Consider the following 23934-nt stretch of genomic DNA (forward strand, 5'->3'; position numbering starts at 1 on the left):
TTTGGAAGCTTTTTGTTTTAAAAATAAGATCTAATGAATCTTAATTTATGGGTATGCTTATTTTGGTCTTTGTTGAAGATTCCTGTGGAATCTAAACTGTCAATTCTCACTTTTCCGTGAGCGTGGATGATTTTTTGGTCTGCCAGAATAAAGCCGACGTGGATAATCCTTCCTTCAGAATTTTCAAAAAAAGCCAAATCGCCTGGTTTTGCTTCCTCGATAAAAGTTAATGCTTCTCCGAGTTCTGCCTGCTGATAAGTATCTCTTGGTATTTTGATGCCGTGGATTTTATAAATAATTTGTGTAAAACCACTGCAATCGATTCCGAAAAAGCTTTTTCCGCCCCACAAATAAGGAACATTTAGAAACTCTTTAGCACAATTTATAATACTTTCGCTGAGGTCACGTCCGCGAGTCGGCGCAGTCGTTTCAAAATTAACTTCAGAACCCATTGATAAAAGTACTTTTCCACTTTCCGTCATTGTAGATTGGAAAGGTTCTTTCACAAGGTTTCTTTTTCTTGATGCTATTAATTCATCAGAAACAGGCGAAATTTGTTTTGTGTCCATCCACGCTTCGTAATTATCATAATGCGTTATGATTTTGGTCCAATTATCTTTAACCTCGATGATATCCGCAGACTCACCGTAAAGTAGTTGGGATACGATTTCGCTTTTGTCAGAACTGTCTGCTCTCAGTGGCGCGATGGAAACATTGCAAATGCCTTTATTCATTTCAATCAATTATGAATTTAAAAATACGAATTATTTCTTTCTAATCAAGTGTAATCCGTCTCGCAAAGGTAAGATTAGATTTTCGAAATCAGAATCTTCGGCGATGATTTTATTCACGAGTTTGATTTGCTCTGTTTGTTTATCTTTCGGATTATTTTCAAGGACTTTTCCGTACCAAAGAACGTTGTCAATCAAAATGATACTTCCCGAGCGGAGATTGGGTTTGATGAGTTTCAAATATTCCAGATAGCTTTCCTTGTCCGCGTCTATGAAAATCAAATCCCAAACTTTATCCAGTTTTTTGATTTCTTCTTTCGCATCACCAATGATGAATTCGATTTGATCCTTGTAATCACTTTCTGAAAAGTATTTTTGTGGAATATAAGCTAGGTCTTCATTCTTATCAATTGTGTAGATTTTCCCATCTTTCGGTATGCCTTCTGCCATACTCAACGCTGCGTAACCTGTAAAAGTCCCGATTTCCAAAACATTTTTTGGCTGGATAATATGCGATAAAATGCTCAAAAGACGACCTTGCAGATAACCGGAAATCATATGCGGTTGAGTCGTTTTCTGATAAGTTTCTTTTCTTAATTTTTTGAGAATGGCAGGTTCTTCGGAAGCGGTTTCTTCCAAGTATCTGTCCATTTCTTTGTCTAATTCTTCGAAATAACTCATTAGGAGTTCGGAGTTTTTGGTTTGAGGTTCAAAGGTACTAAATGTTTAAGTTATGATCGATGTTGTATTGATGTCGAATCTGATGCCCGGCTTGAACGGAGCTCATTTTTTGTGGCTGGAAAAGCAAAGGCAAAAAATAGCGGGAGTGGAAGGCGGATAAAGCTGCCCAAATAAAAAACCTCGCCATTTCTGACGAGGTTGAGTTTTACAAATTCTGAATGAGTAATCGATTATCATTCATCGTTTATGATTTATTTCTTTACCGGAGCAATGTCCATTAACTTCATAAACTCATCCAGTTTCGGCATAATGATGATTTCCGTTCTACGGTTTTCAGATCTTCCGGAAACTGAAGCGTTGGTCGTTTTCGGATTGTATTCGCCTCTACCACCCGCTGTAATTCGGTTAGGATTCACACCAAACTGATTCTGAAGAACTTTTGCAACCGCAGTCGCTCTAAGTGCCGATAAATCCCAGTTGTCTCTTGGCGCATTGGCACTGCTTAGCGGCGTATTATCTGTGTTACCTTCAATCAAGACGCTGTAAGTATCGTAGTCGTTAATGACTTTAGCAACCTTAGCTAGAACGTCTGCTGCAGCCGGCTGGATGTCATACTTTCCAACTTGGTAAAGCATCTTGTCTGATAACGAAATCAGTACCACACCTTTTAGAACCTTTACATCAACATCCTGATCAGCCACATTGTCCAGAGAACGTTTCAGCTTGTTAGATAAAGCCAAATTCAAACTGTCGTTTCTGCTTTTTCCAGAAATCAATTGTTTAATATAAGCGTTGGAAGCGTTGATTTCTCCAACCAATTTATCGATGTTAGCAGAACCTTTTCCGGCATTGGACAGACAAGCATCAAGACTGGATTTCAGTGCATTATTTTGACCAACCAATAAGTCGTTTTGGCTTTGAAGACCCGAGTTAGCGCTTTTCAAATCCTGGATTTGACGCATTCTTTCACCCGCATCTTCTACACATTGCTTGTAGTTCAGATTAAGGGCGTCGAATTGTTTTTTGCTGACACACGATGCGAGGGAAAGTCCCACAGCCGCCATTGTCAAAATTTTAAATAATCTCATAGTAAAATATTTAATTTGTTCTTTATCTCTTTGTAAAGTGTAAATTCAAAATCGTTTCAAAAGTAAGGATTATAACTGTATCTTTGTGCTTATAACTTATTATTTCGTTATAAAATTGTGTTAACTCTCTTAAAATTTCAGAATAATCTAAAACGATTTCTGAACCAACCGCATCAAAAAACATACCTTTTGGCTGTAAGTGGAGGCGTGGACTCCATGGTTCTTGCTGAGCTGTTCAGAATCCGCGATTTGAAATTCGAAGTAGCACACGTTAATTATCATCTTCGTCATGAGGATTCTAATCTGGACCAAACACTGGTTTCTGACTTTTGTAAAAAACATAAAATTCCTTTTCATCTGTATGAAGTTTCGGAGAAAGATGAGCAGCCGGAAAATTCAATTCAAAATTGGGCGAGAGAATTACGTTATCGATTTTTCAGAGAAATTCAACAGAGAGAAAACCTTGATTTTTTAGTCACAGCACATCATCTGAATGACCAGCTGGAAACATTTATTATGAATCTTTCCAAAGCAGCAGGAATCCGGGGTTTAAGTGGAATTCCGCAAAATGAAAATGGCATTATTCGTCCGCTTCTTGATTTTTCTAAGGAAGAGATTTACGATTTTGCAAAACAGAACCAAATCGAATTTCGAGAAGATCAATCCAACCAAAAAACTGATTATCTACGGAATAAAATCCGACATCATATTGTTCCGGAACTAGAAAAAATTAATCCAGATTTTCTAAATAATTTTTCAAATAGCATCAATTATATCAATCAGGCTAAAGATTTTATTGATGAATCTGTGAATGAGAAAATTGAAGCTCTCAAAATAAATTCCAGCGAAAATCAAATCATCATCGATAAACAAAAATTCTCAGAAGAATCTGAATTGATTCGATATGAAATTTTAAAACGATTTGGTTTCAATGATGAAAACGAAATGCAGAAAGTTCTGTCAGCTCAAACCGGAAGCTTATTTTTTAATTCTGATTTTCAATTGATCATTAATCGGAATGAATTGATTTTTAAGGAAAAGATGGTAGATAGAAGATGGAGGATGGAAGAGATTAGGCTTGAAATTATTAAGAACGAAATCATTATTCCTGAAAATGTTAAGATTGAAATTCAAGAATTCGGAACTTGTTTTTGGAAAATTGATAAAAATAAGATTCAATTACCTTTGAAATTGAGAAGAAAACAAGAAGGCGATTTGTTTTTTCCTATTGGAATGATTGGTAAAAAGAAAATTTCGAAGTTTTTTAAGGATGAAAAATTGTCTATTTTAGCGAAGCAAAAAATCTGGCTTCTTTGTGATGCTGATGAACGAATCTTAGGCGTATTGCCTTTTCGGCAGGACGGGAGATTTGTATCTGAAAATTCGTCAGATTATTTGGAAGTTAGAGTTTAACCACAAAGAGCACAAGGATTTTACTAAGGTCACTAATTGTGTCCTTGTGAAGAAACTTTGTGACCTTTGTGGTTAGAAAATAAAATTTAATATCAAAAAATGAAAGATTTCAAACTGGTGTTTTCAACACTTTTTCTATTAATAATAACTATTTTCAATGCACAGATAAAAAATCCGGTCAAATTCAAATTTGATGTTAATCCTGTTGGGAAAGACGAATATGAAGCTGTTTTGACAGGAATAATTGAAGATAACTGGCACGTTTATTCTCAGGATTTGCCACCAGATTCAGGAATTCCAACTGAATTTAAAATTACTTCAAAACAGGGAATTCAATTGCTTGGAAAAGTTCAGGAAATAGGAAAAAAACACGATGAGTTTTCGGAAGCTTTTGGTGCTCAGATTGTTTATTATTCCAATAAAGTCGTTTTTAAGCAAAAATTCAAACCAAAAGATGCAACAAAGCCAGCGACCATTACCGCAGAAATAATGTATCAGACTTGTAATGACCGCGTTTGTCTGGCACCAAATACCCTGGAATTTGAAAAACAAATCGAAGGCAGTAAAACTGCAATTGCTCCTGACGAAAATGTTGAAAAAACAAAAGATACTGTTTACGAAGTTGCTCCGGCAGGACAAGTCGGAACAGTTCTGAAACCTACAAATATTGAAACGCCTGCTGTTGCCAAACAAGAAGGTTTGAAAGTTAATTCTCTGGACTTCAAAAATCCTTTGACTAATTGTGGAACTGTTCAGGAAAAACCAAATGATGACAATTGGTTGGTTCTCGGTTTAGGATTCTTAGGCGGACTAATTGCGTTGTTGACACCTTGCGTTTTCCCAATGATTCCGTTGACGGTTTCGTTCTTTACAAAAGGGAACAAAGACAAAGCAAAAGGAAAAAGAGATGCGTTTATATACGGTTTCTTTATTTTGCTGATTTTCGTTTTATTGAGTATTCCGTTTCATATTATTGATGGAATTTCGGGAAATATTTTCAATCAGATTTCGACGAATATCTGGCTGAATTTATTTTTCTTCGCCATATTTTTATTCTTTGCATTGAGCTTTTTCGGATATTACGAAATTACATTGCCAAGTTCTATCGCTAACAAATCTTCCAAAGCTGAAGAAGCGGGCGGATTGATTGGGATTTTCTTTATGGCTTTGACTTTAGTGATCGTTTCGTTCTCTTGTACAGGTCCAATTTTAGGGAGTTTATTAGGAGGTGTTGTAGCTGGAGCGACTAATGTTCCAACATTGTTGACCTTTGCTTTGGCTGGTTTTGGATTGGCTTGGGCATTGGTTTTCGGATTGTTGGCGTTGTTTCCACAAGCTTTACAAAGTTTGCCAAAATCTGGCGGTTGGATGAACACGGTGAAAGTTGTTCTTGGATTTATAGAGTTGGCTTTGGCGCTTAAATTCTTATCAAAAGCAGATTTGGTTTCCAAAACATTCTTGCTGAAAAGAGAATTATTCATCGTGCTTTGGATTATCATTGCCATTGGATTGGTTGTTTATTTATTCGGGAAAATCAGATTTCCGCACGATGATAAAAAGCCGAAAATCAGTTTAGGAAGAAGAATTCTTGGGGTTTTCGGAATTGTATTCATTGCATATTTGATTCAGGGATTGATTCCTTCTGACAAACCAAAGTTACAGATGCTGAGCGGGATTTTACCTCCGTTAAACGTTAGTTATTTCCATAAAGAAGAAGACGGCATTCTTGGTTTGAAACCTTATCACAATTACTTCGAAGCGATAGAAGTTGCGAAGAAAGAAAATAAACCAGTTTTGATAGATTTCACGGGTTATGGCTGTGAGAATTGCCGTAAAATGGAAGAGTTTGTTTGGAGCCAGGATGATGTTTTGCCAATTCTTCAGAATGATGTGATTATCGCTTCCGTTTATGTGGATGACAAAGAAGAATTGCCGGAAAACGAGCAAATCAAAATTGATATGGGCGAAGGTCAGATGAAAAAAGTGAAAACGATTGGCGACAAATGGAGTTTGTTCCAACAAGTTAATTTCAATAATAATTCTCAGCCACACTATGTTTTGGTAACGCCAGACCAAAAAGTGATTAATTCGCCGGTTTCAGGATATATGCCAAAAGAAGATTTCAAAAAATTCCTGAAATGCGGGATTGATTATTTTAAAAGTAGCAATTAATATGTTTTGAATAATTTTTTTAGTAATAATTAAATAAAATTTACAAATAGGAATAAATTTTGTATTCAAAAATCCATAATGATGACGAATCATTATGGATTTTTATTTTCTATTATTAACTACTAAAATCTAAAGCTATGGCAGAAATACAAATTAAAGAGCAATCTAACGGAAAGAAAACTCAGAACAAGAAACCAATTCGTGTGGATATGACGCCAATGGTGGATTTGGGATTTTTATTGATTACATTTTTTATGTTCACAACCAATTTCTCAAAACCAAACGCCATTAATTTTTCCAACCCTCCGAAAAATGATATTAAAGTTATAAGTGATATCGATATTAGAAATTCAATAACATTTATTCTAGGCAAAGATGGACGGGTTTTCTATTATCAGGCCGAGAAAAAAGATTTGAATGAGAGCAGCCTTACAGAAGTTTCTTTCGATAAAGCACAGGTTGCAAAAACTATCGAAGCTGCAAAAGCAAAAGCACCTAGAAAAGAAATCTTTACAGTCATTATAAAACCTACTGACGATTCGCAGTACAAAACAATGGTGGATATGTTAGACGAAATGACAATTACAAAATCCGAGCGCTACGGAATCTCAGAAATGAATGATAAAGAAAAGGAATTGTACCAAAATAAAGTTCAATAATTAATAAAAATTATTTTATAAAGAGTGTCTCAGGACGCTCTTTTTTATTTATTTTCGTGAGGAAAATTAAAACTATGAGAAAACTAATTCCAGTTCTTATTCCTTTTTTAATCGTTTCTTGTAAAAAATCTGAAGAAACTACAGCCTCGAAAGTTGATAGTGTAAAAATCATCGATTCAATCAATGCAGCCAGAACAAAAATTAATGACAGTATTCTCAGCAGTCGCGCCTACAAAGATTTGTCTGGAACGCATTCTTTGACTCATGACCAAGTAAATGGTGCAGGAAAAATCACTTTTACAAAAATTGGACAAGACGAATACAAAATCTCTGGCGAGAATAAATCGGGAAGCAATTTTGTGAAAATCGAAGGCAGCGCAAGAATGACCTCACCGAAAAATCTTAAATTCGACGGAACCATCACGCAAAGCATTTCGGATTATGACAATGGAAAACTGGATGTCAGAAAAGGCAAGAAAAATTTCTCTACAAAAGATGGTGGAAAAACGTTTAAGCTTTATGAATCCGTCAATAATGCAGGGTTTGGAGATAAAATAATAATTAAATTGTAAATGATGCTCAATTACGAAATCGAAGGAAAAGGAACGGAAAATCTGGTTTTGCTTCACGGCTTTATGGAAAATCTGTCGATTTGGGATGATATGATTCCGTTTCTGTCAGAGAAATTCCGAATGATAAAAATCGATTTGCCGGGTTTTGGAAAATCTGATGTTGTTGCGGAAATTCAGACTTCCGAGATAATGGCGGATGAAGTCAAAAACGTAACGGATGAATTGGGTTTGAAAACATTTCATTTGCTTGGACATTCTATGGGCGGTTATATTTCGTTGGCTTTTGCAGAAAAATATCCTGAACTTTTGAAGTCGTTTACCTTATTTTTCTCAACTTATTTTGCCGATGACGAAGTGAAAAAAGAAACCAGAAGAAAAGGTTTAAGAATCATCAAAGAAAATCTCAGAGCTTTCGTCAACGCAGGTGTCCCGAATCTTTTCAACCCAAATGAACACGATCTTCTGGAATCCAAAATCAAACTAGCTAAAGAAACAGCCTATACATCGTCTGTTGAAGGTGTTTTAGCATCTCAAAAAGGAATGATTGAGCGTTCCGATAGAAAATCGGTTTTAGAAAATTTCGAAGGTAAAATTCTGGTTCTCTCAGGCAAACACGATTCGGCGGTCAATTCAGAAAAAACAATTGGAAATCTTCCTGACAGAACAAATATCAAATCTTACGTTTTGGACTGCGGACACAACGGTCATTGGGAAAAACCGGAGATTTGTGCTGCGATTATCAATACAGAATTATTGCATCATTTACCAAAAAATCTTGTTTTTTAAAATGGAAATTATTTCAAAAATCCTCGTCGCAATCGTCGCTCTAGAGCATCTTTACATCCTCTATATGGAAATGTTCGCTTGGGAAACATTGGGCAAAAAAACATTCCGAGGTTCATTGCCAGATGAGATGTTCAAACCAACTAAAAAACTCGCTGCGAACCAAGGTCTCTACAACGGCTTTCTTTCGGCTGGACTCATTTGGAGTTTCTTTATTTGCGACCAGATTTGGTCAAAAAATGTCTCGATATTCTTTTTAGGTTGTGTTATCGTAGCAGGAATTTACGGCGCATTATCAGCTTCGAGGAAAATATTTTTCGTTCAGGCTTTACCAGCGATTATTGCACTGGTTTTTGTCTTTTTGAGATAGATTTTTAGGAGCTATTTCCCGCTATCCGCTATATCTTTTTCTTTTTTAGCAAAAAAAGAAAAAGGATGCCGCTACTATCGGGGCTAGGGATTTGTCGGTCAATCAAATTTTCAGTGGCAAATAAAGTTTGGTTAATCAAACTTTACTTCTTTAGCTTTGATCTTGATTTTACTAAAAATCCTCAGTTTCAATCTTCTCTTTAAAATCCTCAATAGTCTCTTCCATCGATTTGAAATACTTCCCACCAGACGCATTGATATGTCCGCCGCCATTGAAATGTTTTCGAGCAAACTGATTCGTATCCACAGAATCTTTGGAACGGAAAGAGATTTTGATAAAATCTTCATAAAGGTCTTCCATAAAGAAAACTGCCATCTTGGTTCCTAAAACGCTCAGTCCATAATTCACAAAACCTTCCGTGTCGCCTTTGTCGAAGCCGTATTCTTTCAATTCAGAACGTTTCAGCCAAAGTATGGCCACTTTTCCTTCTTTAGTTAATTCAATTCTGCTAAGAACCAAAGAAAGTAAATGTAATCTGGAGATTGTATTCGTGTCCCAGGTATTGGACGTGATAATGGCCGGATCAGAACCTTTTTCGATAAGGTCAGCAACAATTCTGTGAGTCGTTGCACTCGTAGAACGGAATCGGAATCCACCAGTGTCTGTCATTATTCCAGTGTAAAGACATTGTGCGATATCAATGTTCACCGATTTTTCGTCTTGATTCGCTTGGATGAAATGATAAACCATCTGGCAAGTCGCTGGAACCGTTGTGTCAGAATAAACATAATCAAATTGCTCCGGCATCTGATGATGATCAATCAAAATTTTCTTTGCTCTGGATTTCGTAACCCAATCTCCTAAAATCCCAATTCTTGTAGGCGAATTGAAATCGAGACAGAAAATAACATCAGCATTATAGATGGCTTCACCAGCTACTTTTCTTTTGTATTCGCCAATTACAATTTGTTTCGCTTCCGGCATCCACTTTAGGAATTTCGGGAAATCATTGGGAGTGATTACGGTGGCATCAATTCCTTTTGTTTTCAAGTAATGTTTAAGACCAAGAGAAGAACCAATTGCGTCTCCATCGGGGTTATGATGCGTTACGATAACGATATTGTTTTCCGGAATGAGAAGATGATTGATTTCTGAAATTTCTTTGTCTGTAAACATAAACGATTATTTGGGAATAATGAATTTTCAAAGGTAGAACTTTAAAATAAAAAAATCGGCTCAAACTTGAACCGATTTTTATTTGATTGATTAAAATTTATTTTTTGATAACCTTTTGAATCATTTTTCCATCTGCTTTTAAATAATAAATTCCTGGAATCAGATTCTTAATGTCGATTTCTTCTCGTGAGGATTTATTAGAAATCATTTTTACTAATTTTCCGGAATTGTCAATTAATTCCAAAGAAGAATTTGGTTTCAGATTTTCTAATATTATAACATCTGTAGCAGGATTTGGATAAACAGAAATTTTTGATTTTGAAACTTCAGATGTGGCAAGAATTGCGTCAGAATAGAAAATCTTATTTCCAGCAGGATTTGTTACGACTAAACTTTTTCCTGCAGAAGTCTCTTGATAATCAAAATAAAAATTGGACGTTTTAGGAAAACCAAAATAAAAGCTAGTTGACATTCCATCAAATTGATTGACAGCTTGTTCATTCTCTCCACCATACATTGCTAAAGTAATGGCGTGAGATAGAACATTAAAGTAATTTTCATTGTTCTCTCCAAAAACAAAATCGCCACCTACAGAATTAAAAAATGTTCCCATATAATTTGATGTTGCAGGGTAATTGAATTTTAGTCTTCCATTATGTGAAAGTGGGGAAGGCGGTGCGTAATCTGTATTATTCCATTGGATTTTTACTATTTTCCAATCGATATTAGATAATAATGATGCGTAAGATTGAGAAAACCCGAATAGCCAAAAAAAGCTAAAAAATAATGTGTAGAATTTTTTCATAAGTATAAGTTTTTTAATTGACTATAAAGATAAACATAATTAAACTTAATTCATAATTGATATATTTAATATTACAATTTCTAAAATCTTCCCTTTAAATTTCCCTAACTTTGCGGTCCATTAAAAGGTTTCTCAATTTTTTAATTTTTTTAATCATTTTAATTTAAAATCAATGCACAAAGCAGGATTCGTAAATATCGTCGGAAAACCGAACGCCGGAAAGTCTACACTTCTCAATCAACTGATGGGAGAGAAGCTGGCGATTGTTACTCAAAAAGCACAGACAACGCGTCACCGTATTTTCGGGATTTATAATGAAGAAGATTTGCAGATTGTTTTTTCTGATACACCAGGTGTTCTCGATCCAAAATATGGTTTGCAGGAAAAAATGATGGATTTTGTGAAGGATTCTTTGCAGGATGCGGACGTTTTCCTGTTCATTGTAGATGTGACAGATAAAGCAGAACCATCCGAATTTTTAATTGATAAACTCAACAAAATTCCTGTTCCGGTTTTGTTATTGTTGAATAAAATTGACCAGACCAACCAAGAAAGTTTAGAAAAAATAGCAACTGAATGGCACGAGAGAATCCCGAAAGCTGAGATTCTTCCGATTTCTGCACTCAACTCTTTCAATACGGAGATTATCCTTCCGAAACTGAAATCTATGTTGCCGGAAAATCCGCCATATTACGACAAAGATCAGTTTACAGACAAATCGGAACGTTTTTTTGTAAACGAGACTATCCGCGAAAAAATTCTTCTTAATTATGACAAGGAAATTCCATATTCTGTAGAAGTCGTAACGGAAATGTTCAAAGAAAAGGAAGGTATTATTTTTATAGATTCTATAATCTATGTCGAAAGAGACACGCAAAAAGGGATCATTATTGGACATAAGGGTGAAGCCATCAAGAAAGTGGGAACAGAAGCACGTGTGGATCTGGAAAAATTCTTCAGCAAAAAAATACATCTTAATCTGTTTGTAAAAGTCAAGAAAGATTGGCGAAAGAATGACAGAGACTTGAAAAATTTTGGTTACCGATAAAAAAATAAATCCTCTAAAAAGGATTTTTTTATTTTCAATAAGGAGTAAACTCAATTTTAATCAAACCATTGAGCAACGTAGTCTTTGATGATTACCCAAAAGTTTTTTCCAAGAAAATAAATTAGTGTAGACGTGATAATACCTTTTACCGTAAAAAAAATAATTCCACCAATTCCGAATTTTTTAAGCAGACTTTTCCACTTCGGCAATTTCTTTTCTTCGGTCGTCTGTAGTTGGTCTTCCATTTTTATTTTTTTCAAAAATATGAAAATTTATGTAATTTAGACTCATTCAAAATTATAAATTATCCTTAATTTATAGATGTTTGAGTGACTGATATCAAATTAAATTTATTGATAACATCCTTTTTTACAAATTAATTATCTTTTTACTATCTCAAAGCAATAATAATTGCTAAATGTTTACTAACGATTGTTAGCTTTTGATTTTGCTGGTCGAAATATATTTTTATCTTAGGGACTCTAAAAAATTAAAAATTTATGTCCTCGATTTCAATATTAGAAAACCTGAAAAGATTAGGGATTTCGACAGAAAATAATGGTACTTCTACCGGATTAGAATTCTTCTCATCTGGGCAAAATATAGATAGTTTCTCTCCCGTTGACGGGAATAAAATAGCTTCTGTGAAAATTTCAGATTCTGCTGACTATGAAAAAGTGGTAGCAAAAGCGCAGGAAGCTTACAGAGAATTCAGACAGGTTCCTTCTCCAAAACGTGGTGATTTGGTTCGTCAATTCGGAAATAAATTAAGAGAATACAAAGACGATCTGGGCAAATTGGTTTCTTACGAGATGGGAAAATCTTTGCAGGAAGGTCTTGGCGAAGTTCAGGAGATGATTGACATCTGCGACTTTGCAGTTGGATTATCGCGACAACTTCACGGTTACACGATGCATTCAGAAAGACCGGGACACAGGATGTACGAACAGTATCATCCGTTGGGAATTGTTGGTGTAATTTCCGCTTTCAATTTTCCGGTGGCGGTTTGGAGCTGGAACGCAGCTTTAGCTTGGATCTGTGGAAACGTTGTCGTTTGGAAACCATCAGAAAAAACACCACTTTGTGCGATTGCTTGCCAAAATATTTTTGCTGAGGTTGCAAGAGAAAATGGACTTCCGGAAGGGATTTCAAGTCTTGTAATTGCCGACCACGAAATCGGTGACAAATTAGTCAACGACAAAAGAATTGCTTTGGTTTCTTTCACTGGTTCTACAAGAGTAGGACGAATTGTAGGAAAAAATGTAGCAGAACGTTTCGGAAAATCGATTCTGGAATTAGGTGGGAATAATGCCATCATCATTACAGAAAATGCAGACCTTAATATGTCAATCATCGGCGCAGTTTTTGGCGCAGTTGGAACGGCTGGACAAAGATGTACTTCTACAAGACGTCTCATCATCCACGAATCTGTTTATGATGATGTGAAAAATCGCTTGGTAAAAGCTTACGGACAACTGAAAATCGGAAATCCTTTAAACGAAACCAATCATGTTGGACCATTGATTGATAAAGCTGCGGTAAAACAATATCAGGATTCCATCGAAAAATGTAAGTCCGAAGGCGGAAAATTCATCGTAGAAGGTGGTGTTTTGGAAGGTGAAAATTATACTTCTGGCTGTTATGTAAAACCTTGTATCGCTGAGGTAGAAAACAGTTACGAGATTGTTCAGCACGAGACATTCGCACCAATTCTTTATTTGATTAAATACAAAACTTTAGAAGAGGCAATCGCCATCCAAAATGATGTTCCGCAAGGTTTGAGCTCAGCAATTATGACTCAAAATCTTCGTGAAGCAGAGTTGTTCCTTTCCAACGGAGGTTCAGATTGTGGAATCGCAAACGTCAATATTGGAACTTCAGGTGCTGAAATCGGTGGTGCTTTTGGTGGCGAAAAAGAAACCGGCGGCGGACGAGAATCCGGCTCAGACGTTTGGAAATATTATATGAGAAGACAGACCAACACAATTAATTATACAACCAGTTTGCCTTTGGCACAAGGAATTAAATTCGATTTAGATTAAAATAATTAAATTTTTTATGGCAGCTTAATCCGCCTTCCGCTCCCAAACCTAACGGAGTGGTTCGACAAAGTCAATCTTTTTTGCAGAAGATTTAAGATTCAATAGAACTTGAATATAAGCAAAAAAGGATTTCCGCTCAAGTCGGGCTGCAGATTCAACATAAAACCAAAAACCAACATCAATTATTAAAATGAGCACACTTGTACACGAAAATAAAGTAAAAGAAACATTAGGAAAACATATTCTAGCCGACGGTTTCGATTTTGTAATGGATTTTGAAAAGTCACACGGTTCTTATATTGTAGACCGTTTGACGGGCAAAGAATATCTCGATATGTTCTCTATGTTCGCTTCGGCTTCCGTAGGTTACAACCATCCTTACATTTTGGAAAAAGCCAATTGGCTGGGAAGATTGGCGACGTACAAACCGACTTTGAGTGACGTTTATTTGCAGGAGTATGCAGACTTTATGGAGGTTTTTTCCAGAGTGGCAATTCCGAAAGAATTACCTTATTGTTTTTTCGTAGAAGGTGGCGCTTTGGCTGTTGAAAATGCCTTGAAGACTGCTTTCGACTGGAAAACCAGAAAGAACTGGCAGAAGAATATTGATAAAGAAGCTGGAATGGTCATCCATTTCAAACAATCTTTCCACGGAAGAAGCGGTTACACATTGTCTTTGACCAATACTTCTGACCCGAGAAAGCATCAATATTTTCCAAAATTCGATTGGCCAAGGATCTCCAATCCAAAACTGACTTTCCCAATTACAGAGGATAATTTGGAGGAAACAATCAAGCACGAGCAATTGGCCTTATTGCATATTCAGGAAGCCATTTTAGCAAATCCTGACCAAGTGGCTTGTATCATTATAGAACCAATCCAAGCGGAAGGTGGTGATAATCATTTCAGAAATGAGTTCTTTACTGAGCTGAGAAAAATCTGTGACGAAAACGAAATTCTTTTTATCCTTGACGAAGTTCAGACAGGAATTGGAATGACCGGGAAAATGTGGGCTTTCCAACATCTTGATATTATTCCGGATGTCATTACTTTCGGTAAAAAAACTCAGGTTTGCGGCATTCTTGCTAATAAAGAAAAGCTGGATGAGGTGGAACATCACGTTTTCAAAGAAAGTTCCAGGATCAATTCTACATTTGGAGGAAACTTTATCGATATGCTTCGTTTTCAACTGGTTTTAGAAATTATAGAAAATGAAAATTTGATAGAAAATTCCAGAGTTGTAGGAGAGTTTTTATTAGAGGGATTGAAAAAATTAGCGCAGAAATTCCCAGACCATATTTCTGCTGCAAGAGGAAAAGGATTAATGTGCGCATTCGATCTCAAAAATGGCGAAAGCAGAGAGTGGTTAAGAAGCAAACTTTATGATGAGGGAATCATTATCTTAACCTGTGGAGATCAGTCACTTAGATTTCGTCCGCATCTTAATGTAACAAAAGAAGAAATCCAGATAATTTTAGATAAAATTAATTCAATATTTGAGAATTTAATATAAGGAATTTCGGATTTTGATATTTTTTTCATAAATTGCTATGCTTTAACAAAATCAAAATCTTAGAAATTATGGATGCAACAACAAGAGTCGCTGTTTATGAAAGCAGCAACCCCCAGGAAATCCAGCTTATGAAATCTAAACTGGAAGATGCAGGAATCAAATGCGATGTTGAGAATTCTTACCTTAGTTTTCTTTCGACTCCCACTGCAACCAATACTTTTATTAAAGTTGATATCAAAGACGAGAAAAAATCCTTTGACATCATCGATGAATATCTAAAATCAAATCAAAATTGATTTCATATTTTTAAATTTTACGTTTTACAGGAATCGGGTTCAAATTGATTTGGTCCCGATTTTTTTATTTTAAATTTTTCTTCAAATTTTGATATTTCTTCAGACAAAATCCTTATCATTGCAATTCCAATTGGGGGATTAGCTCATTTGGCTAGAGCGCTTGCCTGGCAGGCAAGAGGCGACCGGTTCGAATCCGGTATTCTCCACAAACAATATATAAAATCAATCTTCTGAAATTCAGGGGATTGATTTTTTTATTTTGGCAAAAAAATTGATGTATAAAACATAAGATAATCAAGTTCATAGAACCTGATTATTGATTAAAGGGGGCACTCGTTGCCCTCTTAATTTGTCATTTAATCAATCGATATACTCAACTTAGGGAAGTTTTTTACAAGCTTCTCTTTTTTTTGCAGCAAATTTCTATGTTTTTTATCTTAAATGCTTGTTTGAGAAAATAATCTGACCTATTTTTGTGTGTATAACTGAAAAAAATCTTATTGAGAAACAATTACTATATAAATTTGATTATGAAACAATCTGTACTGGTAATTATATTTTCAATTATTCTGGTTTCTTGTGGCGCTTCAAAGCCTGTAAAAAAATACACTTACAAAAAGCCAACAAGCATTGCCAAGTCCAATAATCTCAAAAAACTCAACTCGACTTATTCTGGCTCGGTTTCCGGCAAGAGAGCTTCGGTAATCAATGATGCCGAAAACTACCTGGGAACACCATACAAATATGCAGGCAGTACAAAAGCGGGTTTTGACTGCTCCGGCCTGGTTTGTAAAGTGTTTGATGAGAATGATATGAAAATGCCAAGACGTTCCCAGGATCAGGGAAAAGCCGGTGTCTCTGTCGATATCTCAAAAGTAAGACCTGGAGATTTGTTATTTTTCGCAACAGCAGGCGGATCAAATATCTCGCACGTTGGGATTGTTCACGATGTAATGAATAGCGGGGAAGTGACATTTATTCATTCTTCCACAACCAAAGGCGTGATAATTTCGTCACTTAACGAAGCTTATTGGAATAAAGCCTTTCTTTTTGCAAGAAGTGTTCTATAATTTATTATTTTTGTCGCAGATATAATGATGAGGTTCAATAATTTTTTATTGAACTTTTTATTTAATATCGAGTATCATTAATCAATTATAAAAAGTATGTCTTTACAGGAAAAAATCGAAAAAGCTTGGGATAACCGCGAATTATTAAAGGAGGAAGAATATCAGAATGCAGTAAGAGAAGTCGTTGCGAAACTGGATGCAGGAGAGTTGAGAACAGCGGAACCAACGGAAAACGGATGGCAAATCAACGAATGGGTGAAGAAAGGTGTTGTGATGTATTTCCCAATCCAGACTATGGAAACCATAGAAGTAGGTCCTTTCGAATTTCATGATAAAATTCCTTTGAAGAAAAACTATGCTGAAAAGGGTGTAAGGGTTGTTCCTCACGCTATTGCAAGACACGGAAGTTTTGTAGCAAGCGGTGTGATAATGATGCCCTCTTATGTTAACATCGGCGCTTATGTAGATTCGGGGACAATGGTTGACACTTGGGCAACAGTTGGAAGCTGCGCACAAATTGGTAAAAATGTTCATTTGAGTGGCGGAGTAGGAATTGGAGGTGTTTTGGAACCATTGCAAGCTGCGCCGGTTATTATTGAAGATGATGCATTCATCGGTTCACGTTGTATCGTGGTAGAAGGCGTTCGTGTTGGTAAAGAAGCAGTTCTGGGCGCAAATGTTTGTTTGACAATGTCGACTAAAATTATTGATGTGACTGGTGATGAGCCTGTGGAAATGAAAGGCTATGTGCCGGAGCGTTCTGTTGTGATTCCGGGAAGTTATACCAAGACATTCCCTTCCGGAGAATATCAGGTTCCTTGTGCATTGATCATCGGTAAAAGAAAAGAATCGACAGACAAGAAAACATCCTTGAATGATGCGCTGAGAGAAAATAATGTTGCGGTTTAGGATTTAGAAAAATAAAAGCTGCCTGTCAAATCTGATAGGCAGTTATCTAATGCTAATAGCCAATTTTGTGAAACAAAAATTTTTAAAATTTATCTCAGATTACAGAATCATTTTCGTAATCTATATTATTGTAGCAGGTGTTACTGCTTACAGCAAATACAAGAGAGGAACAGGTGGTTATAATAATTACCTGATTTTCAAAGGTGTGTTTTATAATACTTTACAGGAGAAAAACATATTCCTGCAATATCCCGATTTGTTTTTTGATAGTAATCATTATGGCGTGTTTTTTAGCCTTTTGGTTGCACCTTTTGCAATGATGCCGGATTGGCTGGGATGTATTTTGTGGAATGTTACCGGTACTCTGATTTTTCTTTTAGCCATTTACAAGCTTCCGTTTTCAGATAGAAAGAAATCTTTTTTTGCGTGGCTTTGTCTTCAGGAATTTATAACTGCAGCAACCTATTTTCAGTTTAATATTATTCTGACCGGATTGTTGATGCTGTCAGCAATTTACATTTATGAAAGAAAAGAAGCCCAATCTGCATTCGCTATTCTCATAGGTGTTTTTGTGAAAATCTATGGAATCGTGGGACTTTCTGCTTTTTTCTTTGTTAAAAATAAAACCAAGTTCATTATTTCATTAATTGTCATCTCGATTCTTTTCTTTGTTTTGCCAATGCTGATTTCCAGCCCGAAATTTGGAATCCAATCATACTTTGATTGGTACACTTCTCTGTCAGGGAAAAATCTTGAAAATCAAGCTTTGGGAACACGTCAGGATTATTCTTTGATGGGCGTTGTAAGAAGAGTTTTAGGCGATGCTACTATTTCTAATCTTATCTTTTTAATTCCTGGATTTGTGCTATTTATGTTGCCTTATCTAAGAACGAAACAATACAAAAATCTGAGTTTTCAACTGATGATTTTAGCATCAACCCTTTTGTTCGTTGTCCTTTTCAGCTCAGGTTCGGAAAGTCCAACTTATATTATTGCGATTGCTGGTGTCATGCTTTGGTTTTTGATGCAGAAAAAATTATCGAAAATTGATATTGTCTTATTGATTCTTGTGATGATTTTCACTTGTTTTGCATTTTCGGATTTATTTCCAAAATCTATAAAAGAAAATATTTTTATTAAATATTCTACCAAAGCAATTCCGTGTATATTAATCTGGTTTAGAGTGATGTATGAATTGCTGACGAGAGATTTTGAAAACGATTATAAATTGGACTGATAAATTATATAAGCAGATGAAAAAGATTTCCATCGTAATTCCGGCTTATAATGAAGAAGGTAATTTATCCATAATCCACAGCGAGATAAAAAAAGTGTTTTTAAATCTTCCTGATTATGATTATGAGATAATATATGTGAATGATGGCAGTCGAGATGCAACCCAAAAGACTTTGGAAGAGATTTCTTCTGATTGTTCTAAGTTGAAATATCTGGAGTTTTCAAGAAATTTCGGACATCAGAATGCTGTTAAAGCCGGAATGGATTATGCAGATGGAAATGCTGTGATTTCTATGGACGCGGATATGCAACATCCTCCGACTTTGATTCCCGATATGATCAAGAAATGGGAAGAAGGTTACGATGTGGTTTATACCATTAGAAAGTATTCTAAAAATATTGGTTTTTTCAAGAGAAAAACATCTGATTTTTTCTATCATATTCTATCCAGTTTATCAGATGTAGAATTGGAAAAAGGTAGTTCCGACTTTCGATTATTAGATGCTGCTGTCATTGATGTTATCAGAAAAACGGGAGAGGCAGATATTTTTCTAAGAGGATTGGTAAAATGGGTTGGCTTCAAACAATATTCGATAGATTTTGTTGCCGCAGACCGATTTTCCGGAAGCAGTAAATACAGCCTGGGGAAAATGATAAAATTCGCTTTTACAGGAATTACTGCATTCAGTGTGAAGCCGCTTTATTTAGCAGCTTATCTTGGATTTTTCTTCTCTTTTTTATCGTTGCTTTATATCCCTTATGTGATCTATGCATTCATTAATAAAACTGAAATTTCCGGTTGGGCATCGATATTGATGACTGTTGTTTTCTTTGGCGGAATCCAGTTGATAATTCTGGGGATTTTGGGAATTTATATGGGGAAAATATTCAAACAAATCAAAGAGCGCCCAAATTATATCGTCCGTTCAAAAAATTTTTAATTAATGATTTTACTGAGTTTCGATATCGAAGAGTTTGATATGCCTTTGGAATATAACGGTGAGATTCCTTTGGAAGAGCAATTGGCTGTTTCAAGGAAAGGCTTGCAGAATATTCTGAATATTCTGAAGGACAATAAGATCAAAGCTACTTTTTTTTCAACTTTAGTTTTTGCGAAAAATAATCAGGATTTAGTAAAGCAATTACTTTCCGAAGGCCACGAGTTGGCAAGCCATACTTGGTTTCATTCAGATTTTAAAGAGAAACATTTAGCAGAGTCAAAACAAAAATTAGAAAAATTATTTAATACAAAAGTGGTTGGTCTCAGAATGCCAAGAATGAGTCCGGTTTCGGAAGATGCAGTTTCTGATGCAGGTTACTTCTACAATTCATCCATTAACCCAACTTATCTGCCAGGACGATACAACAACTTCAGAGTTAGCAGGAAACCATTCTGGCAGAAGAAGGTTTTACAATTTCCGGCTTCGGTTTCTACGATGTTCAGGATTCCACTGTTTTGGCTGAGTTTTCATAACTTTCCACTTTGGATTTATAAATTTTTGTCCAAATTATCTTTAAACGCCACAGGATTTTTGAATATTTATTTTCATCCTTGGGAATTTGCAGACATATCGAATCCAAAGTATAAATTGCCCGCCTTTACTTTTAAAAATACAAATGAAGAGATGATAAATCGTTTTGATGATTTTATCAAATGGGCAAAGAAAAATAATTATCAATTTTCTACAACCAAAGAATTTTTGGAAAATTGGACTCAAAAAAATAAGAATTAATGAAGATTGCTTACGACGCCAAACGTATTTTTTCCAGCTGGTCTGGATTAGGAAACTATTCCCGCGATTTGGTTCGGGTTTTAGCAACGTATTTCCCTGATAATCAATATTTATTATTCAATAAAAAAAAGTCGGATCGCGGCGAAGCAATATTGAAATTACCCAATGTAATTTTTGTCAGAACGACTAAAGGCACGCTTTCCCGACAGCTTAAAACAGGAATCGATGCACAAAATAACAATGCAGACATTTATCACGGTTTGTCCGGCGAATTGCCTTTACGATGGAACTCGAAACCAATCAAAAAAGTCGTGACCATTCACGATTTGATTTTCGAAAGATATCCGGAATATTACACTTGGATTGACAGAAGAATTCATTTTTGGAAATTCAAAAAAGCATCGGTTTCAGCAGATAAAATTATTGCAATTTCTGAGCAGACAAAGCAAGATGTTATTCATTATCTTAAAGTTCCGGAAAGTAAAATCGAAGTGGTTTATCAAGGTTGTCATGCTAGTTTCAAAGAAAAACAGTCTGAAGAAATCCTCACTCAAATCAAAGAAAAATTTAATCTTCCAGAAAATTTTCTTTTGAATGTTGGAACGATTGAGCCCAGAAAAAACCTTTTGAATGTTGTAAAAGCCCTTAAAGATTCTAATATTCCATTAGTAGTTGTCGGAAGCCGGAAAAATAAAAAATATGTTCGTAAAATAGATAAACTTGTCAGACTGAGCGGAGTCGAAGTCTATTTTCTAAATAATGTTTCTATGGAAGAACTGGCTTCTGTTTACAGGTTGGCAGATATTTTTATTTATCCAAGTTTTTTTGAAGGTTTCGGGATTCCAGTCATCGAGGCTTTGTTTTCGGAAACCGTTGTGATAACAAGTAACACAAGCTGTCTGCCCGAAGCAGGTGGTCCGGATTCTGTCTATGTCAATCCTGAAAATGTAGATGATATCAAGGCTAAAATCCTGTTCCTCTGGAACAACGAATCTGAGAGAAAACGCAGGGCGGAAAAAGGTTTGCTGTTTGTTCAGAAATTCAATGATGAGGTAATTGCTGACGAAATGATGAAAGTTTACAATAGTTTATTAAACCACAAAGACTCAAAGTTTTCCACAGAAAACACAAAATAAAAATAATCTTTGTGCACATTGTGCAAAAGCTCAGTATTTAGAAATAATTCCTTTCTCCAAAAATCGCAGAGCCTACTCTCACCGAATTTGACCCGGATTCTATTGCAATCGGAAAATCACCGCTCATTCCCATTGATAAAGTTTCTAATGGTTTCAATTGAGACAATTCATCAAAAAGGTTTTTCAGAACAGAAAATTCTTCACGGATTTGGGTCTCATCATCCACAAAGCTCGCCATTCCCATTAACCCTTTGATTTCAACATTTGGGAAATTTCCGCTAAGATATTGATTGAATATCGCTTTAGCTTCGTCAACTGTCAAGCCAAATTTAGTATCTTCTTTTGCGATTTTGACCTGGAGTAAAACATTGATTTTTCTATTGTTTTTTGCTGCCTCTTTATCAACTTCTTTCAAAAGCTTTTCACTGTCAATGCTTTCTATCATTGCGATAAAACCAGCGATGTATTTGACTTTGTTGGTTTGAAGATGACCAATCAGATGCCACTCGATATCGTTAGGAAGAACGGGCTGTTTTTCCAATAATTCCTGAACTTTATTCTCTCCAAAAGCTCTTTGTCCCAAATCATAAACTTCTTTGATCTTATTTGCAGGATTGGTTTTGGAAACTGCAACCAGCTTTACGTTTTGTGGAAGTTGAGATAGGATATTCTGATAATTTTGTTCAAGTGACATTGTAAATCAATTTTGAATCTGATACAAAAATAGTTTATTAACCACAAAGTCTCAAAGCTTTCGCAAAGACACAGAAATGAAATTGATTAAACTGTATTCTTTTTGAAGAAAAACTTCTTGCTCCTTGTGTTAAAATTATATATTCTAAAAATTGCTCTAAAATTCGTAAATTTGAGGAAATTTTTTTCGAATAATAATCACAAATATATGAGTCAATTTGATGTAACCGTTATCGGTTCGGGTCCTGGCGGATATGTAGCAGCAATCAGAGCTGCGCAATTGGGTTTCAAAACAGCAATTATTGAAAAATATCCTACTTTGGGCGGAACCTGCCTTAACGTAGGCTGTATCCCTTCAAAAGCGTTGTTGGATAGTTCTGAACATTTTGAAAAGGCAAAACACGAGTTTGCAGATTACGGAATTATTATCAACGAGCCGAAAGTAGATCTGGCAAAAATGATTGAGCGTAAAAACGGTGTTGTAGAACAAACGACAAAAGGGATCAACTTCCTGATGGACAAAAACAAGATCACTGTTTTTGAAGGTGTTGGAAGTTTCGAATCTGCCACTCAAATCAAAGTGACGAAAAACGACGGTTCATCAGAAACCATCGATTCAAAATATACCATTATCGCAACCGGTTCAAAACCATCCAGTTTGCCATTCATCACTTTAGATAAAGAAAGAGTCATCACTTCCACAGAAGCTTTGAATTTGAAAGAAATTCCTAAACATTTAGTTGTTATTGGAGGTGGAGTTATTGGTTTGGAGTTAGGTTCTGTTTATTTGAGATTGGGTTCTCAGGTAACTGTTGTTGAATTTATGGACAAAATCATTCCTGGAATGGACGGAAGTTTGTCTAAAGAATTACAAAAAGTTCTTAGAAAACAAGGAATGAAATTCGAGCTTTCTACAGCGGTTTCTGCAGTGGAGAGAAACGGAGATTCTGTAAAAGTTACAGCTAAAAACAAAAAAGGAGAGGAAGTAACATATGAGAGTGATTATGTGCTGGTTTCCGTAGGAAGAAGACCTTATACAGACGGTCTTGGATTGGAGAAGGCTGGTGTTGAATTGGACGAAAGAGGACGAGTGAAAACCAATGACCATCTTCAGACTAATGTTTCTAATATCTATGCAATAGGAGACGTTGTTGCTGGCGCAATGCTGGCTCACAAAGCAGAAGAGGAAGGAACTTTTGTTGCTGAAACTTTGGCAGGACAAAAACCGCATATCAATTATAACCTGATTCCTGGTGTTGTTTACACTTGGCCAGAGGTTGCAGGCGTCGGTAAAACAGAAGAACAGCTGAAAGCAGAAGGTGTGGATTACAAAGTAGGAAATTTCCCAATGAGAGCTTTGGGAAGAAGCCGTGCGAGCGGTGATACGGATGGATTTGTGAAAATCTTGGCCGATGCGAAGACTGACGAAGTTTTAGGATTTCATATGATCGGCGCTAGAGCTGCAGATTTGGTTGCAGAAGGTGTTACAGCAATGGAGTTCCGGGCAAGTGCAGAAGATATCTCAAGAATGTCTCATGCACACCCGACTTATGCAGAAGCAGTTAAAGAAGCAGCCTTAGATGCAACGGACAAGCGTTCCATTCATATGTAAGATTGAATTTCATTATTCAGATACTAAGATTAAGAGAAGCAAATATTTTGCTTCTCTTTTTTGTTTGGGTGGTTCATCTTGTCATCTTTAAAAGGTTTTCTTTTTAAACTAATATAGCGCTTCATCATTTCCAATAAGGATAAATAAGAATTTGAGTTAGGTTTATACAGTGCGTTGTCATAAAAGAATTGTTTAT

Annotated in this window: 24 protein-coding genes and 1 tRNA gene; 18 read left to right on the forward strand and 7 right to left on the reverse strand. The window is 35.7% G+C overall.

All coding sequences use genetic code 11. The annotated features are described in order from the left end of the window. Positions 1 to 17: 17 nt before the first annotated feature. From BXY58_RS14505 to BXY58_RS14515, 3 genes are all read right to left on the reverse strand, one after another. Complete coding sequence (locus BXY58_RS14505) at positions 18 to 734, reverse strand: C40 family peptidase (RefSeq protein ID WP_120214594.1); 717 nt, start codon at positions 732 to 734, stop codon at positions 18 to 20. 30 nt (positions 735 to 764) lie between these two features. Beyond that, positions 765 to 1412, reverse strand: coding sequence for an O-methyltransferase (locus BXY58_RS14510; RefSeq protein WP_120214595.1), 648 nt, complete (start codon positions 1410 to 1412; stop codon positions 765 to 767). Positions 1413 to 1663: 251 nt separating this feature from the next. Further along, on the reverse strand, positions 1664 to 2500 hold the full coding sequence (locus BXY58_RS14515; RefSeq protein WP_120214596.1) for an OmpA/MotB family protein: 837 nt from the start codon (positions 2498 to 2500) through the stop codon (positions 1664 to 1666). 117 nt (positions 2501 to 2617) lie between these two features. Here BXY58_RS14515 and tilS point away from each other — a divergent pair, with 117 nt between their 5' ends. From tilS to BXY58_RS14545, 6 genes are all read left to right on the forward strand, one after another. After that, positions 2618 to 3913, forward strand: a complete 1296-nt coding sequence (tilS, locus tag BXY58_RS14520) for a tRNA lysidine(34) synthetase TilS (protein ID WP_229728392.1) — start codon at positions 2618 to 2620, stop codon at positions 3911 to 3913. A gap of 99 nt (positions 3914 to 4012) precedes the next feature. Continuing rightward, positions 4013 to 6085: a protein-disulfide reductase DsbD family protein gene (locus tag BXY58_RS14525; protein WP_120214597.1), complete on the forward strand. Its 2073-nt coding sequence runs from the start codon at positions 4013 to 4015 to the stop codon at positions 6083 to 6085. 137 nt (positions 6086 to 6222) lie between these two features. After that, positions 6223 to 6744 carry an ExbD/TolR family protein gene (locus BXY58_RS14530; protein WP_120214598.1) on the forward strand — a complete coding sequence of 174 codons (522 nt, stop codon included), beginning with the start codon at positions 6223 to 6225 and terminating at the stop codon, positions 6742 to 6744. Positions 6745 to 6818: 74 nt separating this feature from the next. After that, positions 6819 to 7316 (forward strand): hypothetical protein, encoded by a 498-nt coding sequence (locus tag BXY58_RS14535; RefSeq protein ID WP_120214599.1) that lies wholly within the window; start codon positions 6819 to 6821, stop codon positions 7314 to 7316. Positions 7317 to 7319: 3 nt separating this feature from the next. Further along, on the forward strand, positions 7320 to 8102 hold the full coding sequence (locus BXY58_RS14540; RefSeq protein ID WP_120214720.1) for an alpha/beta fold hydrolase: 783 nt from the start codon (positions 7320 to 7322) through the stop codon (positions 8100 to 8102). A gap of 1 nt (position 8103) precedes the next feature. Continuing rightward, entirely contained in the window at positions 8104 to 8469 is a 366-nt protein-coding gene (locus tag BXY58_RS14545) for a DUF1304 domain-containing protein (RefSeq protein ID WP_120214600.1), read from the forward strand. 171 nt (positions 8470 to 8640) lie between these two features. Here the strand turns inward: BXY58_RS14545 and BXY58_RS14550 are convergent, their stop codons facing one another. Together BXY58_RS14550 and BXY58_RS14555 are read right to left on the reverse strand one after the other, a co-directional pair. Beyond that, a complete protein-coding gene (locus BXY58_RS14550) occupies positions 8641 to 9645 on the reverse strand; it encodes a DHH family phosphoesterase (protein ID WP_120214601.1) in 1005 nt (334 codons plus the stop codon). A 97-nt stretch (positions 9646 to 9742) separates the two neighbouring features. Then, positions 9743 to 10450: a T9SS type A sorting domain-containing protein gene (locus BXY58_RS14555; protein ID WP_120214602.1), complete on the reverse strand. Its 708-nt coding sequence runs from the start codon at positions 10448 to 10450 to the stop codon at positions 9743 to 9745. Between the two features lie 172 nt (positions 10451 to 10622). On the opposite strand from BXY58_RS14555, the gene era reads away from it, so the two are divergent. Continuing rightward, positions 10623 to 11498, forward strand: coding sequence for a GTPase Era (gene era, locus BXY58_RS14560; protein ID WP_120214603.1), 876 nt, complete (start codon positions 10623 to 10625; stop codon positions 11496 to 11498). A gap of 56 nt (positions 11499 to 11554) precedes the next feature. On the opposite strand, the gene BXY58_RS14565 is transcribed toward era, so the two are convergent. After that, positions 11555 to 11743, reverse strand: coding sequence for a hypothetical protein (locus tag BXY58_RS14565; RefSeq protein WP_074233254.1), 189 nt, complete (start codon positions 11741 to 11743; stop codon positions 11555 to 11557). Positions 11744 to 11998: 255 nt separating this feature from the next. Here BXY58_RS14565 and amaB point away from each other — a divergent pair, with 255 nt between their 5' ends. From amaB to BXY58_RS14615, 10 genes are all read left to right on the forward strand, one after another. Further along, the gene (gene amaB / locus BXY58_RS14570; RefSeq protein WP_120214604.1) at positions 11999 to 13540 is read left to right on the forward strand and encodes an L-piperidine-6-carboxylate dehydrogenase; all 1542 of its coding nucleotides are present in this window, start codon (positions 11999 to 12001) and stop codon (positions 13538 to 13540) included. A 190-nt stretch (positions 13541 to 13730) separates the two neighbouring features. Further along, entirely contained in the window at positions 13731 to 15053 is a 1323-nt protein-coding gene (gene lat / locus BXY58_RS14575; protein ID WP_120214605.1) for an L-lysine 6-transaminase, read from the forward strand. A gap of 68 nt (positions 15054 to 15121) precedes the next feature. Continuing rightward, positions 15122 to 15349 carry a putative signal transducing protein gene (locus tag BXY58_RS14580; RefSeq protein WP_120214606.1) on the forward strand — a complete coding sequence of 76 codons (228 nt, stop codon included), beginning with the start codon at positions 15122 to 15124 and terminating at the stop codon, positions 15347 to 15349. A 132-nt stretch (positions 15350 to 15481) separates the two neighbouring features. Next, positions 15482 to 15555 (forward strand) — tRNA-Ala (locus tag BXY58_RS14585). A 324-nt stretch (positions 15556 to 15879) separates the two neighbouring features. Then, positions 15880 to 16419, forward strand: a complete 540-nt coding sequence (locus tag BXY58_RS14590) for a C40 family peptidase (RefSeq protein ID WP_120214607.1) — start codon at positions 15880 to 15882, stop codon at positions 16417 to 16419. A gap of 96 nt (positions 16420 to 16515) precedes the next feature. Further along, positions 16516 to 17328, forward strand: a complete 813-nt coding sequence (locus BXY58_RS14595; RefSeq protein WP_120214608.1) for a 2,3,4,5-tetrahydropyridine-2,6-dicarboxylate N-succinyltransferase — start codon at positions 16516 to 16518, stop codon at positions 17326 to 17328. 49 nt (positions 17329 to 17377) lie between these two features. Further along, positions 17378 to 18565, forward strand: coding sequence for a glycosyltransferase family 87 protein (locus tag BXY58_RS14600; RefSeq protein WP_120214609.1), 1188 nt, complete (start codon positions 17378 to 17380; stop codon positions 18563 to 18565). 16 nt (positions 18566 to 18581) lie between these two features. Next, positions 18582 to 19505, forward strand: coding sequence for a glycosyltransferase family 2 protein (locus BXY58_RS14605; protein WP_120214721.1), 924 nt, complete (start codon positions 18582 to 18584; stop codon positions 19503 to 19505). 3 nt (positions 19506 to 19508) lie between these two features. Beyond that, positions 19509 to 20297, forward strand: a complete 789-nt coding sequence (locus BXY58_RS14610) for a polysaccharide deacetylase family protein (protein ID WP_120214610.1) — start codon at positions 19509 to 19511, stop codon at positions 20295 to 20297. Beyond that, positions 20297 to 21433 carry a glycosyltransferase family 4 protein gene (locus BXY58_RS14615; protein ID WP_120214611.1) on the forward strand — a complete coding sequence of 379 codons (1137 nt, stop codon included), beginning with the start codon at positions 20297 to 20299 and terminating at the stop codon, positions 21431 to 21433. Before BXY58_RS14610 ends, BXY58_RS14615 begins: the two co-directional genes overlap by 1 nt. Positions 21434 to 21470: 37 nt before the next feature. On the opposite strand, the gene BXY58_RS14620 is transcribed toward BXY58_RS14615, so the two are convergent. Next, positions 21471 to 22127 (reverse strand): YggS family pyridoxal phosphate-dependent enzyme, encoded by a 657-nt coding sequence (locus BXY58_RS14620; RefSeq protein WP_120214612.1) that lies wholly within the window; start codon positions 22125 to 22127, stop codon positions 21471 to 21473. Positions 22128 to 22334: 207 nt separating this feature from the next. Between BXY58_RS14620 and lpdA the strand changes: the two genes are divergently transcribed. Then, a complete protein-coding gene (gene lpdA / locus BXY58_RS14625) occupies positions 22335 to 23738 on the forward strand; it encodes a dihydrolipoyl dehydrogenase (RefSeq protein WP_120214613.1) in 1404 nt (467 codons plus the stop codon). Positions 23739 to 23934: the final 196 nt, after the last annotated feature.

This window comes from Epilithonimonas arachidiradicis, assembly GCF_003610695.1.
Lineage (GTDB): Bacteria > Bacteroidota > Bacteroidia > Flavobacteriales > Weeksellaceae > Epilithonimonas > Epilithonimonas arachidiradicis.